This is a genomic window from Nostoc sp. DedSLP04 (genome assembly GCF_034530775.1).
GTDB lineage: Bacteria > Cyanobacteriota > Cyanobacteriia > Cyanobacteriales > Nostocaceae > Nostoc.
Genome location: NZ_JAVRCL010000040.1, coordinates 54,047 through 75,488 on the forward strand (window position 1 = coordinate 54,047; position 21,442 = coordinate 75,488).

At 40.2% G+C, this 21,442-nt stretch carries 18 protein-coding genes; 9 read left to right on the plus strand and 9 right to left on the minus strand.

Features of this window, described 5'->3' with window-relative positions:
- The first annotated feature begins 109 nt into the window (after nt 1–109).
- Both RMX89_RS21930 and RMX89_RS21935 read left to right on the plus strand, forming a co-directional pair.
- Nucleotides 110–2,413: a DUF3488 and DUF4129 domain-containing transglutaminase family protein gene (locus tag RMX89_RS21930; RefSeq protein ID WP_322690442.1), complete on the plus strand. Its 2,304-nt coding sequence runs from the start codon at nt 110–112 to the stop codon at nt 2,411–2,413.
- A gap of 103 nt (nt 2,414–2,516) precedes the next feature.
- Nucleotides 2,517–3,257 (plus strand): Shedu anti-phage system protein SduA domain-containing protein, encoded by a 741-nt coding sequence (locus RMX89_RS21935; protein ID WP_322690429.1) that lies wholly within the window; start codon nt 2,517–2,519, stop codon nt 3,255–3,257.
- Nucleotides 3,258–3,365: 108 nt separating this feature from the next.
- Here RMX89_RS21935 and RMX89_RS21940 read toward each other — a convergent pair whose 3' ends face one another.
- The gene (locus tag RMX89_RS21940; RefSeq protein WP_322690430.1) at nt 3,366–3,692 is read right to left on the minus strand and encodes a hypothetical protein; all 327 of its coding nucleotides are present in this window, start codon (nt 3,690–3,692) and stop codon (nt 3,366–3,368) included.
- A 195-nt stretch (nt 3,693–3,887) separates the two neighbouring features.
- Between RMX89_RS21940 and RMX89_RS21945 the strand changes: the two genes are divergently transcribed.
- Nucleotides 3,888–5,219, plus strand: a complete 1,332-nt coding sequence (locus RMX89_RS21945) for a hypothetical protein (protein ID WP_322690431.1) — start codon at nt 3,888–3,890, stop codon at nt 5,217–5,219.
- A 151-nt stretch (nt 5,220–5,370) separates the two neighbouring features.
- On the opposite strand, the gene RMX89_RS21950 is transcribed toward RMX89_RS21945, so the two are convergent.
- From RMX89_RS21950 to RMX89_RS21960, 3 genes are all read right to left on the minus strand, one after another.
- Nucleotides 5,371–5,808, minus strand: coding sequence for a response regulator (locus tag RMX89_RS21950; protein WP_322674228.1), 438 nt, complete (start codon nt 5,806–5,808; stop codon nt 5,371–5,373).
- Between the two features lie 171 nt (nt 5,809–5,979).
- A complete protein-coding gene (locus tag RMX89_RS21955) occupies nt 5,980–7,347 on the minus strand; it encodes a DUF3370 domain-containing protein (RefSeq protein ID WP_322690432.1) in 1,368 nt (455 codons plus the stop codon).
- 31 nt (nt 7,348–7,378) lie between these two features.
- Complete coding sequence (locus RMX89_RS21960; protein ID WP_322682957.1) at nt 7,379–7,900, minus strand: peptidase C15; 522 nt, start codon at nt 7,898–7,900, stop codon at nt 7,379–7,381.
- A gap of 58 nt (nt 7,901–7,958) precedes the next feature.
- Between RMX89_RS21960 and hisH the strand changes: the two genes are divergently transcribed.
- Together hisH and rsmD are read left to right on the plus strand one after the other, a co-directional pair.
- Entirely contained in the window at nt 7,959–8,594 is a 636-nt protein-coding gene (gene hisH / locus RMX89_RS21965) for an imidazole glycerol phosphate synthase subunit HisH (protein WP_322690433.1), read from the plus strand.
- A 112-nt stretch (nt 8,595–8,706) separates the two neighbouring features.
- On the plus strand, nt 8,707–9,297 hold the full coding sequence (gene rsmD / locus RMX89_RS21970) for a 16S rRNA (guanine(966)-N(2))-methyltransferase RsmD (protein ID WP_322690434.1): 591 nt from the start codon (nt 8,707–8,709) through the stop codon (nt 9,295–9,297).
- Nucleotides 9,298–9,337: 40 nt separating this feature from the next.
- Here the strand turns inward: rsmD and petG are convergent, their stop codons facing one another.
- Nucleotides 9,338–9,451 carry a cytochrome b6-f complex subunit V gene (gene petG, locus RMX89_RS21975; RefSeq protein ID WP_063721252.1) on the minus strand — a complete coding sequence of 38 codons (114 nt, stop codon included), beginning with the start codon at nt 9,449–9,451 and terminating at the stop codon, nt 9,338–9,340.
- 209 nt (nt 9,452–9,660) lie between these two features.
- On the opposite strand from petG, the gene RMX89_RS21980 reads away from it, so the two are divergent.
- Nucleotides 9,661–10,035: a cytochrome c gene (locus RMX89_RS21980; RefSeq protein WP_322674223.1), complete on the plus strand. Its 375-nt coding sequence runs from the start codon at nt 9,661–9,663 to the stop codon at nt 10,033–10,035.
- A gap of 351 nt (nt 10,036–10,386) precedes the next feature.
- On the opposite strand, the gene RMX89_RS21985 is transcribed toward RMX89_RS21980, so the two are convergent.
- Nucleotides 10,387–14,865 (minus strand): translation initiation factor IF-2 N-terminal domain-containing protein, encoded by a 4,479-nt coding sequence (locus tag RMX89_RS21985; RefSeq protein ID WP_322690435.1) that lies wholly within the window; start codon nt 14,863–14,865, stop codon nt 10,387–10,389.
- Between the two features lie 202 nt (nt 14,866–15,067).
- Nucleotides 15,068–15,985 carry a histone deacetylase gene (locus tag RMX89_RS21990; RefSeq protein ID WP_322674221.1) on the minus strand — a complete coding sequence of 306 codons (918 nt, stop codon included), beginning with the start codon at nt 15,983–15,985 and terminating at the stop codon, nt 15,068–15,070.
- 113 nt (nt 15,986–16,098) lie between these two features.
- Between RMX89_RS21990 and RMX89_RS21995 the strand changes: the two genes are divergently transcribed.
- Entirely contained in the window at nt 16,099–17,124 is a 1,026-nt protein-coding gene (locus RMX89_RS21995; RefSeq protein ID WP_322690436.1) for a mechanosensitive ion channel family protein, read from the plus strand.
- 48 nt (nt 17,125–17,172) lie between these two features.
- On the opposite strand, the gene RMX89_RS22000 is transcribed toward RMX89_RS21995, so the two are convergent.
- Nucleotides 17,173–17,952, minus strand: a complete 780-nt coding sequence (locus tag RMX89_RS22000) for an MBL fold metallo-hydrolase (RefSeq protein ID WP_322690437.1) — start codon at nt 17,950–17,952, stop codon at nt 17,173–17,175.
- 137 nt (nt 17,953–18,089) lie between these two features.
- A complete protein-coding gene (locus RMX89_RS22005; protein WP_322690438.1) occupies nt 18,090–18,836 on the minus strand; it encodes a Uma2 family endonuclease in 747 nt (248 codons plus the stop codon).
- 186 nt (nt 18,837–19,022) lie between these two features.
- Between RMX89_RS22005 and RMX89_RS22010 the strand changes: the two genes are divergently transcribed.
- Together RMX89_RS22010 and RMX89_RS22015 are read left to right on the plus strand one after the other, a co-directional pair.
- The gene (locus tag RMX89_RS22010; protein WP_322690439.1) at nt 19,023–19,916 is read left to right on the plus strand and encodes an alpha/beta fold hydrolase; all 894 of its coding nucleotides are present in this window, start codon (nt 19,023–19,025) and stop codon (nt 19,914–19,916) included.
- 125 nt (nt 19,917–20,041) lie between these two features.
- Nucleotides 20,042–21,085 (plus strand): serine/threonine-protein kinase, encoded by a 1,044-nt coding sequence (locus RMX89_RS22015; protein ID WP_322690440.1) that lies wholly within the window; start codon nt 20,042–20,044, stop codon nt 21,083–21,085.
- Nucleotides 21,086–21,442: the final 357 nt, after the last annotated feature.

Consider the following 21,442-nt stretch of genomic DNA (forward strand, 5'->3'; position numbering starts at 1 on the left):
AATTAATTTTTTTGACACAGTACTAGGGTAGGCAATTACGTCCCCCGCATTGTGTTTTTTGCATCTACATCATTGCTTCTACTAGACTCAAATGTTTAACTTATCCAGGATGAATCGGTTTTGGCGTATCCCTGTAGGTAGTTTCTGGCGGCAAAATCCGCAGGGGTCGCCTTTGATTGAAGTGGAAGATTCAATTTTATTGCGGGTGCTGGTGCTAGCGTTGGTTATTTTGGGAATTGTGGCGACGGATATTGCCGCTGAGACTTCATTCAGTTTTTGGGCGTTACCCCTGAGTGTTGTGGGTGCAATTTGGAGTTATTATCGTCGCCGCGATCGCAATATTGCAATTAAATTCTGCATCGCCATCGGAATGTTAGTAGCACTGGGTGCTTTCTTTGGGCGGTTAGTCGGAGAGTTGAATGATACGCGGTTGGGTTTGGCAGAGTTATTAATTCAACTCCAGGTGTTACACAGCTTTGATACACCGCGCCGGAAAAATTTGGGCTATTCGATTGTGATCGGACTGATTTTATTGGGTGTAGCAGCAACCCTAAGTCAGACTTTAGCATTTGCACCTGTGTTGCTGTTATTTTTAGCGATCGCTCTGCCAACTTTAGTACTAGATTACCGCTCGCGCTTAGGTTTGCAGCCATTAAAAACTCAAAAGGAAAAATTTAATCAGAAGAATTCTTCAAGTCTTAATTTTAAATTTTTAATTCTAACTTTTTTACTAATTGTCGGTCTGGGGCTGGCAATTTTTGCTGTTTTACCCAGATTTCCCGGCTATCAATTACGGAATTTTCCTGTAAGTTCTGCTATTCAAGTAAAAAGTAATTTCACAGGTCGTAGTATCATTAATCCCGGTTATGTCCGTCAAGGGAAAGGTGAGAATCAAGGCAGTGGTAGCGGTGGTACAGGACAAAATAAAACGGGTGAACCAGGTAAATTAGATAATAATTTTTATTACGGTTTTAATAGCCAAATGAATCAAAACCTGCGGGGCGAGATGAAACCCAAGGTTGTCATGCGGGTGCGATCGCAAGCTGAGGGTTTTTGGCGAGTATTAGGATTCGATCGCTATACAGGTAAGGGATGGGAGGTTTCTCGGAATGAAAATGTTACAACTATCAGGCGATCGCCTTGGTCTTACCAAATTTTTATTCCCCCATCTGTACTCACTGCTAAAACCCAAGAGGTCGTACAAACTTATACAGTGGTATCGGATTTGCCTAACCTAATTCCAGCGATGGCTAATCCCAAGGAAGTTTATTTTCCAGCACCAGTGATCGCTCTTGATAAAGAAGACGGATTGCGATCGCCTGTAGAATTATCAGAAGGATTCACCTACACAGTAGTTTCAGAAGTACCATATCGCGATCGCACTAAATTAGGTGAAGCTTCTACTAAATATCCAGAACAAATTAAAAAGCATTATCTACAAATTCCTCCCGAAATTGCCGAAAAAGTCCGGCAACGTAGCGAAGAAATCCTCGCTAACTATAATCAAGAAAAAGTCGCAAAGTCTGCTAAAAGCCTGGATTCACCCTACGAAAAGGCTCTCTATTTAGCTCAATATTTAAAGCAACGCTACTCTGTTCCCCAAAATCCCTTAGAACTACCTTATTTGAGTGAAAAAGAAGACTTGGTAGAAACTTTTTTGTTTAAGCAAAAAGGAGGCTATCCAGACCATTTCTCTACAGTTCTCACAATAATGTTGCGTTCCATTGGTATCCCAGCGCGGTTGGTAGCAGGGTTTAGTGCGGGAGAGTTTAATCCATTTACAGGGTTATATGTTGTCCGTAATACTGACGCTTATGCGATGACGGAAGTGTATTTTCCGAAATATGGTTGGTTTGCCTTTGACCCTATTCCCAATCATCCTCTGATACCACCTTCAATTGAAGACACTCAAACTTTTAGTGTGTTACGCCAATTGTGGCATTGGGTTGCTGGCTGGCTACCTTCTCCGCTGACAGGTTGGTTGAATAATGTATTTGAGACAATATTTAAGTGGGCGATCGGAGCGATCGCTTGGTTTTTAGCTTTATTCTCCCAAGGTTGGTTCGGTGTATTGACTGGCTTAATCTTGTCAACTACAGCAGCTTTCTTCGCTTGGCTAGGTTGGGGTCAGTGGCGAGAGTGGCGCAATCGTCGATGGTTAAAGAAATTGCCAGCGATGGAGAGCCTTTATCAACAAATGCTGCAATGGACAACCCAAAAAGGTTTAGGCAAACATCCAGCACAAACACCTTTAGAGTATGCCAAAGTCTCATACCAGCATCATTCTATAGCAACTGCTGAGGTCATAGATGAAATTTGTCAAGCTTATGTTGGCTGGCGTTATGGCGGTCATACACCTAACTTGCAGCGATTGCGACAAAGATGGCAAGGTTTGAAAAAAGCTGCTAAGTAACTCATTGATAAATGATATAAAAAGGTTGTACATTAGACAACCTTGGTGGTAAATAACACTGAAGTGAAGCCGAAGCAAACCTCAAATTGTAAATTACTAAGTAATGAGTGTCTATCCACCTGAGCAATTTCAAGTTAATCGTTTTGACGTTACTCCAGAACAATTAAATAAATTTCTCTTCCTTGTATTCAGAAGTTGTGATGAGACAGAAATCGATGTTTTTTTGAGAGCAAACCTGGAAATACTAGCATTTGTTTCTGTTTTCTTTTTAACAGGGCATCATAACGCTTGGGTTATTCCTCAACAGCTTATTCGTCCGCGTGTTGGCTCACAAACAAAAGGTTTGAAACCTGACTATCTATTTGCAGGAGAGAACTCCGATGGAATCACATGGTGGGTTCTAGAGTTAAAAGGAGCAAATGAGACTATTTGGATTGAAGATAAAAACGGTGATTTCAGGTTTGGAGATGCAGCGAATAGAGGAATTAATCAACTTACAAGATACATTGACTATTGCACTACTAATCAAGAAACAATCAGAAGTGCGTATGGAATAACTACATTTACAGAACCGAAAGGTGTTTTAATCATTGGAAGGGAGCATGAGTTTAAAAATAATGAAGAAAAACGAAGATTAAAAGCACGTCATAATAAAAATAATCCTCATCTTCAAATCCGAACCTACGATGCTCTGATTCGTAAAATAGCTGAGGCTGGGCAGATTTATTACAAGCTGCCTTGGTTACAGAAACTACAAATAAACTTATTGACTACTAAACCTGGGGATGATGTACAGTACCATGTAATAGAAACTGATATAGATGAAGGAAATTCGCCATTTTAAATGAGCATTAGGCTAAACTTTGCTTTATCAGTAATCTTCTAAAACGTTAAATCGTGTATTGTCTCATTAATTACCTCAAGGTAGCTCAACTTTAAACACTGGAAGAACTTAGCCCTGCATCTGTATTAAATTGCCTGAGGAGTAGCGACGTAAACTGTGGAAAAACACACCTGCACCAACCAATAGCACGGTAGTTGACCCAGCCACAGCTAGCACAGAATGAATCAAAGCTAATGATCGCAATGCCTCAATCGGCAAATAAGTCACAAATCCAGATAGAATCAACTTATACAGTAGTAGCTTCACCGTTCCCTCAACCAAAGTCGCTGGATAGATACTGAAGGTAAGCATGGCATTTCGCCACTGTTGTGTCAGTCCTTCGGAATTGCCTAGATAAAAGCTGAGGCTACCTATACAAAATATTGAAGCCGACAAACAACATCGCTACTGAAACTGTCAATCCAGTGAACAACGCCAAATGCGCCGCATCAGGCTTGACAAAAAACAAATAAATCCCATATCCAAAAAGCAATTCTGCTAAGTGTGTATTTCCATAAATCTAGCAATAGCTAGATGCTGAAATTCTCTCAAAGGCTATAATTTACATCTGTTGCACCGAGAGATTAACTTGTGGATGTCATATTAGAACGATCGCACGAATTAAAACAAGCCTTAGTTGATTTTGTCCTTGATGCTGAAGGCGAACTGGCACAAGCACTAGAAGTTTATGCAGCAGAACAGTTGCGTCGTGGAAGTGGTGATAGTACGCAGCAGGACTTAACCATCGATAGCTTTTTGACAGATGGGAAAGTCGGTGATCGGTCTCCATTAGAGTTGTTTATCGAAAACCATCCAGATTTAACAGAAAGCGATCGCAGCCTAATCAATAGTTGGCATCATAGTTTTATTGGCTTATTTACCATCACTAATATTTTCCCTGATGGTTTTGAATTGAGAAACTGGTTGACAGATAAACACTACATTGTCAAGCCAAACAATACTCAAACATTACAGGCAATATCTCGGTTGAAGGTTGGAGAAATCTTGCTAAGTCGCATTTCTCCCGTTACCGATAGCTACTGGATGTTTTCTGGGCCCTACACAATAATGGGTAAATTAGGTAAACCAAAACTTGCCGTAGCAATTGGTAATTTTAAAGAAAACTATAAAAGTAATCTTTACAGCGATGCTCCAGACTTGCTAGAAGAAGCTTGGCAGTCAGTAGAAAAATATCATCAGCAGTTTGTGGACTTTTTTGGCACTGATGAACTCACGCTACCTGGATACCAGCTTAATAAAAAAATAGCGGAGCTTCAAGAAGTAATTACTGAAAAAACCTTTGCAGCCGCAGGAATTGATACTTCTAAATCTCTTGCGGAAGTAGCAGAAGCAGCTGGAATTGGCGATGAGGAAATAAAAGCAGCTGCACAAGAATTTGGTGCAGATTCCAACATAGTCTCTGAGATGTTTAACAACAAAAGCAGCAAGAGCAAAATGGTGATGCCAAAGGTTGATTTACCTGCTGAACTCAAGAAAGCAGAACAGGTAACGGCTCTTTCTCATCCCCGTTGGGGACAAATGTTTTTACCAACCTATAGTAAAGTACAAGCAATCTTATCGGCAGAGGACTGGCAAAGTGTTCAAGGGGCAGAAAAACTAATTCGCTACTACCTCGAAGATAAAAGTATTAATGCTTTTATTTGGCATCGATTGGCGCAACAGTATCCAACTCAATTAGAAAAGGTGTTGCAAACATTTTTGCAACGTCCATTTAGGCTTGAAAGTGACTTGGATACACTTTTGCAAGAATTCCACAAACCGATTGAGCCAGAGTTGCCAGACATTGCCAGTGTACCCATACATTTGCATAACTTATTTCAGGAAGCTTTAGGAGAAGTTAGCAAATCTAAGCCCAAGGGTAAAGGGCAACAAAAGCCAGCAAAGGGTTTTCAACGAAGCTAACAAATATATCCAACATTTTACCCTACTCACTTAGGGTTCTATGGTTTCCTTTCTTAAAATCGTTTTTAGGAGTGTATAGCTAGCTGTGCGCTCCCATAGAGTATTGTGTGAAATCAGTATCAAAAACGAGATTGAGGCTGGCTAGTTATATTTACAGATCGGTAGATAACAAATGAACAATCTCATCTACAATTTCTTCTGGACTCTCAAGCTTGACTAGAAATCGATTAAAACCAGCATTCAAAGCCTTATAGCTTGAGACCTCCCGTGTATAAGAAGTGATAGCGATCGCAGGCAACTGTCTTAAAAATTGGCGAGAATGCACTCGAATTTGCTCAATTAACCAATTTCCATCATGTTCGGGCAACTTCATATTGCACAGTAGAATATCGGGATGAAGCGATTCAACTAAGGCAAGAGCTTCTTCTGCATCAGTTAAAGCCATCACCTCTGCACCAGCTGCTTCCAAAATGAAGATGAGTAAGTCTGCAATATCTGGCTCATCCTCTACCAGTAAAATCAAGATTCCAACAAGCGGCTGGAGCGAATTTAATTCAGTTTCTTGATTCATTTTTTGATCTGTTGCCATGCCGTCCTTTTATTTCCTGCTAAAGTCTGCTATTTCTATTGCAGTGTATGCAGCGGAATAAGTATTCACCCTAAATATAGAAACTTGGGGTGAAAAGCTCTAGAACAGGCTTTAATTATTTTTTGGTAACAGGTAATTAGAAAAAAGTCCTTACCCATTACTCATGACTCATTACCGAGGTTCAGCCTGAGTTGAAACTGTTAATACCTGCGGTGGTGTAGCATCCGGTGGATAAAGAAAGTCTACTTCTACCAAAGAGCGATCGCCAGCTTTCATCTTTAATAAAACTAACGGTTCTCCTGGTTGACCTCTCTTTTGCACTAAATGCACAAACTGAGTTTGCAGCTGATTTTGGTCATTTTTGTAACGTACTCGCACTGTCCCTCGAAAGAATACTTGAGGAGCGGGTGTACTCAGAAAGCGTAACCCTGGTTTGACTAACCGATCTTCCTTGAGTGGTGTTTGTATCGACACACTAACAGTTTGAGAACTTTGAGTATTGTTGTATAACGGCAACTTCAGATTATATTGAATTCCATAGTTGCCATGAGCGCGATATGCGGTATCAGGATAGCGCACCAGCATAGGCGCACTTTGAATTTGACCAGTTCCTAATGTACCGCCATGCAGGGTACTCAGAGCGTAGGAAAACACTTGACCAGGCTGGGGAATGGTTAGATATCTAGCTTTAGGATTATCTACTAATAAGGCTCTCCATCGCGAACCACCAACCACTCCCGCAACACGCCCATAAATTCTTGGTTTGCCAGTTTCCTCTAAGGGAGTGGGAATTTTATCTCGTGGGCTAGCTAAATCACCATTATCTAGTAAATTCTGCCACTCTTCTAAGGTAGGCGATCGCTCGCTGCCATCAGGATTCTCCCTTGCAAACATCGCTAGGCTAGCTGCATAGACAGTGCCATCACTTTGCAGTCGTATGAATGTAGACCGACCATTTAAGGGTGGTGTCAATCCCTGTACAGGAATTGGTAAATTGAGTAACATCCGACTTTGCTTTGGTGGAATCTCAATTTGGGCAGGAAAAATCTCTTGTCGTACTCCCCGAAGGACATCAGACATGACGCGATCGCCTGGCCCGGAAAAAACTTTACCTAAAAGATTTTGGCTAAAAGATGGTAACTGAATAAATGGTGCATCCGGTTGACTTAAATAACTCGCCGCCTGCCAAATATTTACTTTCACTGGTTCCAAACTAGGGTTATGCAAGATTATCCCTAAATAAAGAGAACGCAAATTCTCTGGTGGTTCAGCCTTCGCAACGTGATGGGCAAAAATATCAAATCGTCCCTGAAAGGGAAAATTCAGATGCGCTGTTGGCACTTTTTTCCCATCTGGTGGAAAGGTGGAAAGTAAAATCCCTTCTTTCAAAACCAATTCTGGACTATTGCTGTTAAAGGTTGGCACTGTATCCAATTGACCTGGTAAAGGACGTACTTCTTGTGGTTGGACGACTTCTTCAGGTGGTAGCTTGGCAGGAGTTGATTGGGCAATTGGAAAAATTAGTAACAATGGCAACATATACTTAGATATTTCTTTCACCATACAGACATTAACAACTTGATGAAAGTGCCAGTTTGTTAATAATTAATACGAAATCGGCAATAATACCCATCAAATTTTCTTGATTGAGAACCGGAACGTGGACAAAAATACAACGTGCTGTGAGTTTATTTTGGCTTAAGTAGTCCAACACTGAATAGTAAAGACCTTCACAGACAAATTTTCCACAGTCATAGCTAATCTGAATTTTTGCTGCTCCCGCCACTAATTTTTCTAAATCAACTTCTGTCTGCAAAACAATTTCTCCACAGCTAGCAACTGCTTCCACACTTAATTGTGTACGGCTTGCAGCCATGCCACAACAGATGATGTAATCAGGTTGGATTGCCTTGATTTTTTCCATTACCTGAGTACTAGCAAGTTGCACATCTACGGGTAACTGGCGTAAAAAAGTTAAGTCATGTGGTATCAACTCAAGTTTGCTCACTTCAAGTAATAAATCATCAGAAGAATTTGACTGTTGATCTTTTAGCCAAATGTCAAAAGAAGTTAATAGAATTCTTTTCTTCATAACAAATATTATTTAGAATAGAAAAACCCTCCATAATAAATTTACAAGGAGCAGGTAAATGCCAGTAATTGCGGTCGTAGATTACGAGATGGGAAATTTGCACTCAGTTTGCAAAGGGTTGGAAAAAGCTGGGGCAACTCCGAATGTTACTTATTCTCCAAAGGAATTAGAGCAGGCAGATGCTATAGTCCTACCGGGAGTGGGAGCATTCGATCCAGCAGTGCAACACCTGCGATCGCGTGGTTTAGAACAACCTATTAAAGAAGCGATCGCATCTGGTAAACCTTTTTTGGGAATTTGTTTAGGATTACAAATTCTCTTTGAATCAAGTGCCGAAGGTACTCAACCAGGGCTAGGAATTATCAAAGGAAAAGTGCGGCGGTTTCGTCCAGAAGCTGACATCACTATTCCTCATATGGGGTGGAATCAACTAGAAATCACTCAACCAAAAAGTATTTTGTGGGAGCATTTACCCTCCGATCCTTGGGTATATTTTGTCCATTCCTACTATGTTGACCCGATAGACCCGCTAATCCGTGCAGCAACTATCACTCACGGCACTCAAACCGTCACAGCTGCGATCGCTTACGAAAACCTGATGGCAGTACAATTTCACCCCGAAAAATCCTCTAATATCGGATTGCAAATCCTATCTAATTTCGTTGCTCAAGTCCGCGAAAAAATTCCTGCATAATTATTTTGTCATTTGTCCTTTGTCCTTTGTCCTTTGTGAATAAATCAAAATCACCACCGACCATTAAACATTGACTAATGACCAATGACTAATGACTAATGACTAATAACTAATGAGCCTGAGAATTTACGGTAATCGCCAGCTAAAAACTTTACCTGGGAAAGAAACTAGACCCACTAGTGCGCGGGTAAGGGAGGCAATCTTTAATATTTGGCAAGGAGAAATCGCAGGTTGTCGGTGGCTAGATTTATGCGCTGGTACTGGTTCAATGGGCGCAGAGGCTTTGTGTAGAGGAGCCAGCCTAGTAATGGGAATTGAACAATCGAGCCGAGCCTGTGCCACCATCCAACAAAATTGGCAGCAGTTAACTAATGCCGACCAAGAATTTCGGGTATTGCGGGGAGATATTACCCAGCAGTTAAAGACTTTATCAGGTAAACAGTTTGATAGAATCTACTTCGATCCACCTTATGCCAGTGGATTATATCAGCCAGTATTAGAAGCGATCGCTCGCTATCAACTTTTAGATCCTAGCGGTGAAATCGCAGTTGAACACGCCTCACAAGGTTGGACACCGCCAGAGATTCCCGCTTGGGAAATTTGCCGCCAGAAAGTTTACGGCAACACATCACTTACTTTCTACAGAATTCGGAATCAGGAATCAGGAGCAGATAAAGGAGATGAAGAAGAATATGACTCCTAACTCCTAACTCCTAACTCCTAACTCCTAACTCAGCACTCCCTCATCCCCCCAGCTGATTGGGGCGCTTGTATTGCTTATATGCAGCGTAAAAAAGTCCAGCGAGAGTTACGAAAACTAGACCAAGGACAATACCTGATAGCAGGGGTTCAACCACTGTAAATCTCCTCTTTGTAATTATTAAATATTCGTTGCCTGTTTTTGATTTTACCAAATTTCGTATGAATCCTGCGCCCTACAGCCCTTTGGAGTGCGACTGGTCACAAAAAAATAGTCTTCTGTGCTTGCAGACACAATCAAGAACTTTTAAGCTATGTGTAGGAAATGAAAACTTTTTAGCACACCTAGACTTTCACAGCAAACCTTTTGGATAACCAGATTAACAAACCTGAAATTTTGATTCAGCGGATCGTTTTATTGACGCTGACTATACTGCTAGGAGTCCCTTTGGGCTTTTTTGGTGTTCAGTTGGTTCAAGCCTCCGATCCATACGTCAAGAGTGTTCTATCCCTAACAGGAAACCCAGTTCAAGGACACGCGATATTTCAAATTAACTGTGCTGGTTGTCATGGCTTGGAAGCAGACGGGCGAGTGGGGCCCAGTTTGCAAGCTGTTTCAAAGCACAAGTCTCGGTATGGGCTGATTCACCAAGTGATCAGTGGCGAAACACCGCCAATGCCAAAATTCCAACCTAGTCCTCAAGAAATGGCGGATCTTTTGAACTATTTAGAGTCTTTGTAGACCTAAGAGGATGTTTGGTTCAGAACTTTACGCAACTGGCACAAGCAATGGTGTGCGAAGCGCACCGAACACCCAAAAACTATATAGAAGGCAGCAATATCTGGACGTTTTAGTTGCTCAATTAAATAATTAAAAAGCAAATTGTGCTTGAGCTTGTAAATATCAAATACATTCTGGGTAATTAAATACTTATGTACTACTGGCTAGCGATCGCACTGTGCCAGTTGCGTAAGTTGTGTTTAGGAGCAAATTCCGTTAAGATACTTAGCCTAAGTTACAGTTTATGAAATTTAGGTTTTTTGTCGATTCGCGCAATACCTGCGGCAGGCTATGCGTAAGCACACCACAGATTTAGCTGAAGAGGCGAGAAACATCAACGAAACCTTCGTGAAGACTAACAATATTTGATACTTCAGAATACATACTTCCGACTTTACCTGATTGATGGGTAAATAAATTATGGCAGCCCACAATTATTAATAGTTCTTGAGCGCGAGAAAATGCAACGTTGATTCGTTCTGGTTTCTTTGCAAATCCCACATCTCCTTTGTTATTATTGCGAACCATACTGACAATTACAACAGGTCTTTCCATACCTTGAAATCTGTCTACTGTACCAGTACGAATTTCTAACGAAGGAAAAAGTTCAGATTGCAGACGTTCATCAATTTTTCTTAATTGAGCGCCATAAAATGTAATTACGGCAATTTCTTTTTTTGGTTCCCCATTAGCAACTTTAGAAGCCCAAGTATTTTCAAACTGATGACACAAACGTTCAATCGCATCAACTTCTGGAATATTGAAGTAAGAAGTTCCATTTCGTTGCTCTAAAAACTGATTTTCTATAGGCGTTTTTACCCAAATAAGATGCTGAGATTCTTGGATAATTTCGCTTGCTAAATGATGTGCGCGTTTTGTGTCCGCCTCTACAATACCAGATTCTAGTTTACCGTCATAAAACTGATTGATTGCACCCATAATAAATGGATGCATTCGATACTGTGTAGTTAGCATTTGTTTGATGCTTTCATCAGCAGATTCAAACTGACTTTTAAATAGTGATTCTTCTAAAAACTGTAGTTCGTTTCGTGTATTGCCAATTGTTTGAGCTACTTCTTCTAAAGTGCTAGTATCAAGCATGGGTGGTAATTGGCGATGATCGCCTACCATTACTAGCTTTTTGCCTTTCAAAGCTGGGATTAGTAACTCTGGTGGAGTACACTTACTAACCTCATCAATGATAACGACATCAAAAGATTTGAATTCTTCTGAAAAACCTCTATTTGCAGCTTGAACACAGGTGATACCGACGACATTAGCATTATCTAAATATATGCGTCTTAAATCGTCCCTATCGCCTTCAGTTGGCTCTCTTAATTTCCCTATCCAATCTTGAACAAAATTATGATATTTATTGAGATAAGTTTCGTCTATCTGGAGTTGTTGCTGCCAAGATTCAAACTGAGTATTGATATTGCGTAAAAACTCTATACTAAATAAGTCGGCTTGGGAATTTTCTGGTTTAAATTTATCAGGTATTGTTTGCCATTCTGTCAACCACCAGCTTCGTTCTTCTCTTAGGTTTCCTGATGGCTGCGGTTGTGACTTCTGATCTATTTCACGTAAATTAGTTTGTAATTTTTGTAGATGCTGTAGAGAAGTTTCAGTTTCTTCTTGTAACTTTGATAAATGCTCATTTAGAGAATGTTTAATTATCTTCAGTACAGCAAAAGGTTCTAATGATGATATTAAGGTTTCAAGCTGACTAATGGAAGTTTCCCAGTAATTTACTTGATTCGCAAATTCTTGGGGATGCTCCCAAATATTTGATTGTGTTGCCAGATATTTTTCAACTAAAATACGTAATTGAGAAGAGATATTTTTTTGATTCAGTTCTTGCAAAATATTAATCACTTGCCCAAGTTGGAAATTAGCATCCTGCTGTGATTTTTCTACCTCAGCTTGAGTAATAGATATTTGCTGTTGGCTAACTTTATTTTTCTGAAGTTCATTTAATTGTCCTTGTAGATGCTGAAGTTGTTGCTCTGTTTCCGTTTTGACTTTTAAAACGCATTGACGCGCATTTGCAAGGATAATATCTAACAATTCTTGTGTAATACGGGTGAGAGTAGAGTCGATATTATTCCATTCCCATGATGTACCATAAGTCCGTTGCATTCTAATTAAGAAAACCTGGATATTCTCAACCAGTAATTTTCGTTGTTTGAGGTTGAGTAGCTGATAATTGTTAAACTGTTGATAGGTTTCTTGCCATTGAGTGCGATCGCTCTTTGATAGCACCATTGGAATCTGACTAAAATTTTCTTGTAAAAAATAGCTAAAATTATGCTGTTTACCCCGCCTGTCAGTAAAACCTCCGTCTATTTCATAAGCGATCGCCTTTGCTAATACTTCCCATTCAGGTAGATTTATTTTTTGATTGTTTGGTAAGATTGGGACTTTTAATGTATTAGCAAACATCAATAAACCTAGCGGCAAGTCAACTAAATTTTCTGTGAGTGGTACACCTGATTGATGACATTCTTTTAAAGTTTGATACAGATGAGAAGGTGCTGTAGATTTCCATTCTTTAACTGCTGAGATAATGTAATCTATTTCCCGTTTGCGGTTTTGCCATATCTGGATTGTTTGCTGTATATTTTGCAGTTTGGTATGATATTGCTGATAATCTGGTTGTAACTGATTCAACGAGGCGAAACTTTGTTTGACAACCTCCACTGATGCTGCAACTTCTAAGATGGCTTTACTTGCTTCTTGAGCATCAGTCAAAGAAGTTTTAAATCCAGAAATTTCTATTGCTACAGTTTTACGCAACCAAGCCGCTAAACCAAAAGCACCAAGCGCCGGACGCACAAAGCCAAGCTCATCAGTATATTTGATGATTTGACGAACATTTGCTAAAAACTCTTCTACTAAACTGTTACCTTCTGTGTAGGGTTTAAGAAGTGGCAATAAATCTGTAACTTCTGAAGCTTCCCAGTTGATATTTGGTAAAGTCTTTAATATATTTTCTAATTTGGCAATTAGTGATTCAACCTCGTTCTGTTTATCTACATTTTCGTTGTAATCTTTTTCTTGATTTTGAAAGGTTACCTCTAGTTTTATCTTATTTTCATTTAATTTAGTTTGTTGCTGATTAAATTCTTCCTCTGCTTGGAAGTAAGCGGTAAATCTTTGTGATAATGCCAGTAATTGAGTGAAAATTTTAATATTTTCCAGCCGTTGAGTCAGATTATTTTCGCAGTCAGTTGCAGTATTTTCTAGCCATCTGCCAATCACTTGGTCTTCTAAAAATGGCTGTCCTTCTTCCCCAACTTTTTCGGCTTTACCCTTGCGTACAGCGCGAATGACTGGGTTGTGAACTAATCGACTCAAGGCGTTATCTACTGCTAAATTGGCTTGAGAAGCAATTAGAGTGCGTCCCCCGCGAAGGGCAATTTGATAGCAAATCTCCGCAATTACGGTAGTTTTCCCAGTACCTGGTGGCCCTTGTATGAGAACAAGATCCTTTGCGGTAAGTACCTTCTCCACTGCTGCTTTCTGCCCAGGATTTGCAGAAGATAATAATAAATCTTGTGGTTGCAGTTCAACAGTTGTTTTGATCTGTCTAGCCTGAGAAGCATCGAATAAAAAGTTACCCAAATAGGGATTTTGAGTATAACCATTATTCAAATCATCTAAAGCTTTTTTCTTGCGCTGAATCTGTTGAATATCACCAACTGCCTCGAAACACAAAAATCCTGTATCTGGCAACTTATAACGCTCTGTTGCCATGAATTCAGCTAAGTCACGTTCTAATCTGAGGTTGATAATACAACGGTTGGGATCAATTTCTTCAACAGTCCCTAATTGACGACCGCTAATCCAATTTTTACCGACGGGAGCAGTTTCAAAAAGTTTTAAATCTTCGTTTTTTGTGCCTCTTGCTCGTTCCCAAAAATTATCTACTTCGAGGGAATTTTGATAAAAGCCGTCAAGGGTGGCTGAGTTTAGATCAATTTCAAAACTGATTCGTCTTTTGAAGTTATAGTTATGACTTACGTAACGCACACAAAATTGACGCGCTTTCGCGATTTTTTCTTCAATTTGCAAAAATGCTTTCCAAGCTTTTAGCTGATCTTCTGTAGGTATGTGGTCACCACAAACTGGTGCAGTAGCGATGCGCTTCAATGTCGCTGGCGGAATATCGAGATGATGCTGATGATTAGCTAGTAAACGCAAGCGACAAGGTATAGCATAGCTGTCGGCGTGTCCCCGTGAGAGTTGTAACAATTGAGCCGAAAGTATTTTTATACCGTCGCGTCCATCTTTTTGTACAGCTGCTCTAAATCCTAATGTTTTTCTGAGCTTGTCAAGTCTTGCGGGTAATGGAAAATCATCGGAGTCTGTTGCTATTGTCAAATCCCAGATTTCCTCTCTTGTTTCTTTCCCCGCACCTTTACGACGCACATAAAATAGAGAAGGCTTTTTACCGACACATTCATACATTAACTGATTGGCGCGATCGCGCCGCTCCCTAAAATCGGAATATGATTTCAAGGCAGCCTCACCTTCAAGATGGCGGATAAAGCTATCAATTGCTGAAGCTATAAACGTATAGCCCCAATCTTCAGAGGTTGTTTTAGTTTTCGAGGATTTTGCTGTTAGTTTATTTGCTACTGCACGAATACGTTCTGCATCGGATTCTGAGATTGTACTGGTATGACCTTTGACTAGTATGTTGAGCTTGTCGCAAATTAATAATAGCTTCTTGCTATCCAAATTCAATTCTTTTGCTAGTTCGTATATTCTGAGTTTGCCGTTGTTCATCCAGTACTGCCAATGCCTTCAAAATATGGTTTAAATTTAAACGCAAAGGGGCGCAGAGGTAAGCGCAGAGGAGCGCAAAGTTTATTTTAGTCCTATTCGCTACGAATTAAATTTGGCAATACTCTGCGTACCTTTGCGTTTACTTTGCGTTCCTCTGCGTTTAAAAACTTTACGATTTTGGCTAGTATTGCCCACTAAATGACTATAGTTTATAGTGACGGTAAACTTCACTAGCAGCCCGATGTAGCAGGGAATGCCGCCATACTAAAGATTTCATATCATCAGCGTAACCGCCGCCAATAACGCAGGCGACTGGATAACCGCTACTCATACAGGTACTCAGAACCTGCATTTCTCTGCGAAAAATGCCAGCATCAGTTAAGGCTAATTTGCCCAAGCGATCGCCTATATGAGGGTCAACGCCTGCATCATAAAATACTAAGTCTGGCTTGACTTTAGACAATAAATCTGATAAATAATTCGCCAAGGTTTGTAAATAAGCGTCATCTTCCATTCCTATCGGCAAAGGAACATCCAAATCGCTGTTTTGTTTCGTACCGGGGAAATTGACTTCGCAGTGCATGGAGAAAGTAAAAACGCTGTCGTCGTCTTGGAAGATAAAAGCTGTACCGTCTCCTTGATGCACATCCAAATCGACAATCAGGATTTTTTGGACGAGTCCGAATTTTTGTAAAACGCGACAAGCGATCGCTAAATCGTTGAAAATACAAAAACCAGACCCATAACTGGGAAAGGCATGGTGAGTTCCACCAGCAGTATTACAGGCTAAACCCTGACTTAGTGCCAGTTTTGCAGTCAGTATCGTACCACCTACCGCTACACAAGTACGATTTGCTAGTGCTGGACTCCAAGGTAAACCAATGCGACGTTGTGCTTTGGGGTCTAGGGTTCCTTCGCAATAAGCTTGAACGTAGCTTGGAGTATGGACTAACTCTATCAATTCTAGTAGCGGACGTTCGGGGGTGTGAAATTGTTCTTGATTCGCGACACCATCAGCTAACAGCAATTCGTAGAGTTGTCGGAACTTAGACATCGGGAAACGATGTCCTTCAGGTAGGGGAGCAATGTAATCTGGGTGGTAAATAATTGGCAAGTCCATAAGGAAAGAAAATCTCAAGCAGATAATCCGGCAAATAACAAGGTAAAATTTAGCCATAATTGCAGCAATAGTGCTGTTATCCTAAAATGTAAAACTCCAAATTTAAAATTTATATGATGGAATGGATTACGCCGATAGTGTTTATTGTATCTGGCTTTCTGGCTGGAATAATTGGTGAAAAAGTTATCTTTAAAAAACTAGAAACATTCGTTACTAATAAACGAATTGCCGGGAGTAAAATTCTATTTCACTCTCTACACCGGATGACTTTTCTTTGGTTTGTCATTGGCGGTTTTTTTTGGGCAGTTCTGAGCGCTCCCCTCAAGCCAAATGTTGCCATCGTACTGCAAAAAATTCTGACGATGGCATTACTATATTCAATAACTTTAGTCTTGGCTAAATTGACTGCTGGTTTCCTAAATTTATATATTCGCAGAGCAGAAGGGATTCCCACATCACTAATTTCTAACCTTGCTAAGATTACTGTTTTAGTTTTAGGAACATTAATCATCTTGCAAACGGTAGGCGTTCAAATTACACCAATAGTCACAACTTTAGGTATTGGTGGTCTAGCAGTTGGTTTGGCACTTCAAGACACACTTGCAAATTTGTTTTCTGGTTTTTACTTAGTTATTTCTAAGCAAGTTAGAACCGGGGACTATGTAAAATTAGATGCTGGACATGAGGGATATGTTATAGATATTTCTTGGCGGAATACGACCATTAAAGAAATTTCCAATAATGTAGTCATTGTTCCCAATTCTAAGCTGTCTTCGGCAATTTTCACCAACTATCATTTACCTGCAAAAGAAATTACTTTAACAATTGATGTGGGCGTAAGTTATGATAGCGATTTGGAAAAGGTTGAAAAAGTTACTGTAGAAGTTGCTAAAGAAGTTATGCAAGAAATTGCACCGGAATTAAAAGATAATGAACCATATATCAGATTTCATACTTTTAATGATTTTAGTATAGATTTTACGCTTTATATGCGGGTAAGTGAATATTTCGATCAGCGGATTGGTAAACATCTATTTGTCAAAAAATTACACAAACGCTATCAACAAGTAGGAATTCAAATTCCTTTTCCGATTAGAAAAGTCTATATGCAAGATAATTCAGCTATGGAAAAAAATTAGTAGTTGCCATGTTATTAAACTAACATGGCAAGCAGTATGTCCTCGAATTTAAATTGCCAATGCTCGTTTTTCTAATGGTAGTTCAAAGCGATCGCCTGGTTTTGGCTCAAATACCCGCGTCGAAAGATTGTTCTTTTCTAATAACGAACAAAATTCCTCAGCACTTCCTTTAGTTTGAATGAGTTTCATCAGCAAGCCCTCAAAGGACACATCTCCACCAGCCGCAGTAGGTATTATTACTTGAGGCTGTAATGATCTGACGACTTCTAAAGCACTATTTTGTCCTTTAATAATCGGCCCAAGCAAAGGTAGCGTCATGTCAATGAATGGTGTAATCACTACATCGATAGGTGCAGATTGCTGAAGTTGTGGAGAATGATACCCGTGAGGCTCATAGTATACAGTTAAACCACTTTCCAATTCTTTGAGGAGATAACTATTTTCTACCAGAGTCGGGCCAATTGGAGAGCCAGGGAAAGCCTTGATTTCTACTTGATTATTTAAAGTGAAAGTTTCACCATGAGCCAATACTGTTACTTGGGTGTAATCTAAATGCTGTACTACCTTAGCGGCATTGGGAGAAGCTACAACCTTGATGCTGCGATCTAACAGCTTGAGCGTTGGTGGGTGAGCATGGTCTTCTAAACCCTGAGATAGCAGGATCAAATCAATATTATCTGGGATTGGACGATTTTGCGATCGCGAACCTTTAAATAACCAATCCAAATTGCTAAAAATCAACGAACCAACCAGCCAAGGGTCAATTAGTATTCGTTGTCCGCCAATTTCCAGCAGCCAAGAGTTGCTGTCTAACCAAGTTAGAAACATAAACTTATGTGAAGATAACGCCTACTTTCATTATCAATGATGTCAGCTTTATTGCAGGCATTGAAGTTACTACTGCGTTCTCACCACAGAGCGATCGTAATTTCAATTATAGTAATTTTTACCTATAGCTCTAAAGATCATCTCCCCAGATCCAACGATAAAATAAGTAACACATCTTCCACCGATAAACTAAGAGTACTGGCAATCTGTTCTATACTCAAGCCTAACTCCAATAATCTAGGTATTGCATCCTGTCGCGCTTGTTCTGCTTCTTGTCGCGCTTGTTCTGTTTCTTTATGACTTAACAATTTTCTCCCAGTTTGGGGGTTAAAAAACCGCAATTCTCCGTCAATCAATCTGAGGTCTAAACCCAATACTTCACTGTGAATAGACGAGACACCATCGGGTAAAAAGTTGGATGTAATCGGTTGATATTTGCCCTCCAATAAATAAGAACCCTTTAGTCGTGGGTTGAGGTAATCTCCGGTTGGGTCATACTGAAAATACTCTTGCACACCTAAAAGTGAATATTTCTTGGGTTTATCCTCTTCATCGTTTTCTTGGGTGCTTGCAGAAGTGATTTCCAAAATAAAATTAGGGACTTTACCCCCTTCTTCCCAAACCTTGTAGCTGACGCGCTTTTTCTTGTCTACCTCAAATACCACAAAGACATCAGGAGCAATCACAGCGCTAGGAATGCCCTTTTTGTAGTAAACAAATAGATTCCCCGATACGTAAACATCACTTCGATCTTGGAAATAAATGTCTAAGGCTTCTACAGCATAAATTAGATAATCCCGTGCTGGATCGCTCTCTGCCATTGGTTTACCATCAGAACTGGGGTAGATAATTTCGGTCTTGAGTTGGTTAGCAGAAAGGGTCATGGTCGCTTCTCTCCGAGACGCTATGCGTAGCAAGATCCCCAAAGGGGTACGCTCCAATTCAAAATAGGTTATAGGGCAAAGACTTTAACTCAACTGGAACTGATTTTAAAATAGCATTTTGTTGAAACTTCATTTTAGGTCAGAGAAAATTACTATATTTGAAGAAAGACTTTATTAATCTTAATAATGACTGTAACTACACAACAGCTTCCAACTCAAGACGCCTTTGAAAAATTTATTTGGACTTGGCAGGGTTACAAAATTCAGTACACTGTCATGGGTACAGGACGCCCTTTGGTTCTGGTTCACGGCTTTGGCGCTTCCATTGGACACTGGCGCAAAAATATCCCGGTTTTAGCTGATGCTGGCTACCAGGTATTTGCCATAGACCTTTTGGGTTTTGGTGGTTCCGATAAAGCGCCCATTGATTACAGTGTGGAAGTTTGGGTGGAACTGCTGAAAGATTTCTGCACAGCACACATACACGAACCTGCTGTATTTATTGGCAACTCCATCGGCGCACTTTTGAGCTTGATTGTACTGGTAGAACATCCAGAAATTGCTGCTGGTGGTATTTTAATTAACTCTGCGGGTGGGTTGAGTCATCGTCCTCACGAATTGAACCCGCCACTACGGATGGTGATGTCAACTTTTAATCGGTTTGTGCGATCGCCAATTACAGGTAAATTGGTCTATAATCGCATCCGCCAAAAAGCCCAAATTCGCCGCACTCTGTACCAAGTTTACCGGAACCGTGAAGCTGTCACTGATGAATTAGTTGATCTACTTTATACTCCCTCTTGCGACCCAGGAGCGCAACAAGTCTTCGCATCTATACTCACAGCCCCTCCTGGCCCAAGCCCAGAGGAACTTTTGCCCAAAGTAGAACGTCCTTTATTAGTAATTTGGGGTGCTGACGACCCTTGGACACCAATTACCGGGGCCAAGATTTACGAAAAGGCACGGGAGAATGGCAAAGATATCAAAATTGTTCCCATTCCCAATGCCGGTCATTGTCCTCACGATGAGGTTCCAGATGTTGTCAATGCCCAGATTGTCGATTGGCTAGCGCAAAAGTAATCATTTCGCCTTTCTGCCGATATGTATTAGCCCAAGCAGGGTAAAAATGGGGCTAACAATCTGGGTGAGTGGATCTTAATCTTTTAATTGCGCCTTGACATAATCAAACTCGTATGGTGTGTGAAATGGAGCTTGATATGCGTAATGGAGATAAAGGGGTAATACCCTTAAATCACCATCCAGATTTTTCAGAACTTGGCTATCAAGTCATCAGCGAACTAGGACGCAACCGAGAAGGGGGACGGATTACTTATCTAGCTAATGTTTTGAAATCTAATCAACAGGTGGTAATTAAAGAGTTTTGTTTTGCTCGTGCAGGTGCTGATTTATCAGGTGTGAAAGCATATCAGCGCGAAATAGAAATCTTGCAACAACTCAATCATTCCCGCATTCCTCGCTATATAGATTGCTTTGAAATGCCAGGGGCTTTTTATCTGGTGCAGGAATATAAAAATGCCCCATCCTTGGGATTAAAACGCAGCTTTCATCCTGAAGAAATTAAGCAAATTGCTCTGTCAATCTTAGAAAGTTTGGTTTATCTGCAAAAGCAAGTTTCCCCAATTATTCATCGGGATATTAAGCCAGAGAATATTTTGGTTGATGAAAAACTAAATGCTTACCTGGTTGATTTTGGATTGGCTAGAAGACAGAGTGAGAAAGTAGCTCTGAGCAGCTTTATAGCCGGAACTCCAGGTTTTATGCCACCAGAGGAACAGTTTGGTCATTCCCTGACAGAGGCATCAGATTTATATAGTTTAGGAGCAACACTAATTTGCTTACTTACTAATACCCGTTCTGTTGAGATTGGCAAATTAATTGATGATAACTATCGCTTTAATTTCCAGCAATTAGTTCCTCAAATAAGTCCCCGTTTCCGGCGGTGGTTGATGAAAATGGTGGAACGTAACCGAAAACGCCGCTATGCTAATGCAGCTATTGCTTTAAAAGCACTTGGGACAATTGAGGTTGTTGGTAGTGCGACTGGGTTAGATAATTTCATCAGTACAATCAAACCTAGAAAACGAGCTACTTTGTTGGGACTAGCTACTGTTGTTACACTGGCTGCGGTTGCGGGAACTTTGATGAGTTATCAGTCTGGTAATACGGCTAGGCAATTGTTGGAAGCTAGAGAATGTCAAAGTTTTGATTTAAGCTCAGGTTGCCAATAAAAAATCGAAAATTAAGATTAATTAGGTTGCATCTGGCTAAGGATTACAGTGGTTTTCAATTGAATAGACTACACGCTAAGGGGCACAATATATTGTGCCCCTAAAATTATGTATATTCCACGCTTGTGAAAATTGCTGGAATTTGCATGAGTATCAAATACTCGTCAACGGAGATAAAAGGTGGATTCATCTAGTTCCAATACTCGTCAACGGAGATAAAAGGTGGATTCATCTAGTTCAAATACTCGTCAACGGAGATAAAAGGTGGATTCATCCAGTTCAAATACTCGTCAACGGAGATAAAAGGTGGATTCATCCAGTTCAAATACTCGTCAACGGAGATAAAAGGTGGATTCA

Bases quoted from the DNA above. Each gene is read 5' to 3' on its own strand.
- RMX89_RS22010 (WP_322690439.1), top strand. From the start codon at position 19,023: ATGACTGTAACTACACAACAGCTTCCAACTCAAGACGCCTTTGAAAAA.
- RMX89_RS21935 (WP_322690429.1), top strand. From the start codon at position 2,517: ATGAGTGTCTATCCACCTGAGCAATTTCAAGTTAATCGTTTTGACGTT.
- RMX89_RS21930 (WP_322690442.1), top strand. From the start codon at position 110: ATGAATCGGTTTTGGCGTATCCCTGTAGGTAGTTTCTGGCGGCAAAAT.
- RMX89_RS22005 (WP_322690438.1), bottom strand. From the start codon at position 18,836: ATGACCCTTTCTGCTAACCAACTCAAGACCGAAATTATCTACCCCAGT.
- RMX89_RS21955 (WP_322690432.1), bottom strand. From the start codon at position 7,347: ATGTTGCCATTGTTACTAATTTTTCCAATTGCCCAATCAACTCCTGCC.
- RMX89_RS22000 (WP_322690437.1), bottom strand. From the start codon at position 17,952: ATGTTTCTAACTTGGTTAGACAGCAACTCTTGGCTGCTGGAAATTGGC.
- RMX89_RS21960 (WP_322682957.1), bottom strand. From the start codon at position 7,900: ATGAAGAAAAGAATTCTATTAACTTCTTTTGACATTTGGCTAAAAGAT.
- RMX89_RS21995 (WP_322690436.1), top strand. From the start codon at position 16,099: ATGATGGAATGGATTACGCCGATAGTGTTTATTGTATCTGGCTTTCTG.
- rsmD (WP_322690434.1), top strand. From the start codon at position 8,707: ATGAGCCTGAGAATTTACGGTAATCGCCAGCTAAAAACTTTACCTGGG.
- RMX89_RS22015 (WP_322690440.1), top strand. From the start codon at position 20,042: ATGGAGCTTGATATGCGTAATGGAGATAAAGGGGTAATACCCTTAAAT.
- RMX89_RS21985 (WP_322690435.1), bottom strand. From the start codon at position 14,865: ATGAACAACGGCAAACTCAGAATATACGAACTAGCAAAAGAATTGAAT.
- RMX89_RS21950 (WP_322674228.1), bottom strand. From the start codon at position 5,808: ATGGCAACAGATCAAAAAATGAATCAAGAAACTGAATTAAATTCGCTC.
- hisH (WP_322690433.1), top strand. From the start codon at position 7,959: ATGCCAGTAATTGCGGTCGTAGATTACGAGATGGGAAATTTGCACTCA.
- RMX89_RS21990 (WP_322674221.1), bottom strand. From the start codon at position 15,985: ATGGACTTGCCAATTATTTACCACCCAGATTACATTGCTCCCCTACCT.